This window comes from Oleiphilus sp. HI0061 (assembly GCF_001635675.1).
Genome location: NZ_LWFE01001536.1, coordinates 1 through 1,048 on the forward strand (window position 1 = coordinate 1; position 1,048 = coordinate 1,048).

1 protein-coding gene is annotated in these 1,048 nt (G+C 47.8%); it reads right to left on the bottom strand.

Annotation, left to right across the window (positions count from 1 at the left end; all coding sequences use genetic code 11):
• Positions 1–1,048, bottom strand: a 1,048-nt coding sequence (locus tag A3735_RS23990; protein WP_068638795.1) for an FGGY-family carbohydrate kinase, incomplete at both ends; no start/stop codon positions are given.

Sequence of the window (1,048 nt, forward strand, 5' to 3'; positions counted from 1 at the left end):
ATAGATATGGGAGCGAGTATGCACATCACCAAACCCGATAATACCGCCTTTTGCCTCCGGCCCAGGGTCGCGCACACCCGGTGACCAGTATGGTTGCAACATAAGCCCCATCGAGCCCGCCGGAACCTGGTTCACCAGTTCATCAAATAACTGTTCAGGTTCTATGCCTCTCTCTTCGGCTATCTTTTGCTCTCGTAGGCCAAACTCTTTTTTGAACCAACTCACCATCCAAAAACCGCGATAAATCATAATCTCGGATGAAAAGTACTTTGGAATTGCAGCCGGATAAGCCGGCATGTATTTAATCGGTCCAATATGTTTAGAGTTAGTTGTNTTGATTGTCGCTGTCGTGCCATAGCTCATACAAGCGATATCAGGCCGGTTGCCGCCAGAGCCGATAATCTCGCAGGCTTTATCAGACGCCGAGGCAATGATAGGTAAGCCTTCATCTAGCCCCAAATGAGTTGCTGCCTCTTTGGTCAAAGCACCTAATGATTCCCCAGGATCTACCAGCTCAGGTAACATGTCTTTGCACAAAGAAGGCAAAATCTTAAAACGCCAGTCTGATTCAGCAGCCCACTTTAACTTCTTATAATCAAAGGGAATGTAACCAACCTGGGCACCAACAGAGTCTTTAAATTCTCCCGTTAGCTTAAAGCTCAAATAGCCTGATAACAGCAGAAACTTATGTGTCTTGCGCCATATTTCAGGCTGGCTCTGGGAAATCCATAATGCCTGCGATTTCTCTCGAAATCGATGTACAACATCTTCAACCCCGGCGATTTTAAACAACCACTTCCAAAAACCGGGCACATCCCCTTTTACCTCTGCCCTACGCTGGTCTAGCCAGACAATGGCTGGCCTCACAGGCCTTCCCTGCTCATCAACATTAACGACCGTACCGCGCTGCGTGGTGACCGTTGCTGCAATAATCCTGGAACGATCAATATCAGCTGCAGCCCATAGTTTATCGCAAGCTTTTTTTAATGAAGACCAGTAATACTCTGGATCTTGTTCAGCCCAGCCCGGCTGGCTAGAGAAGTAAGGC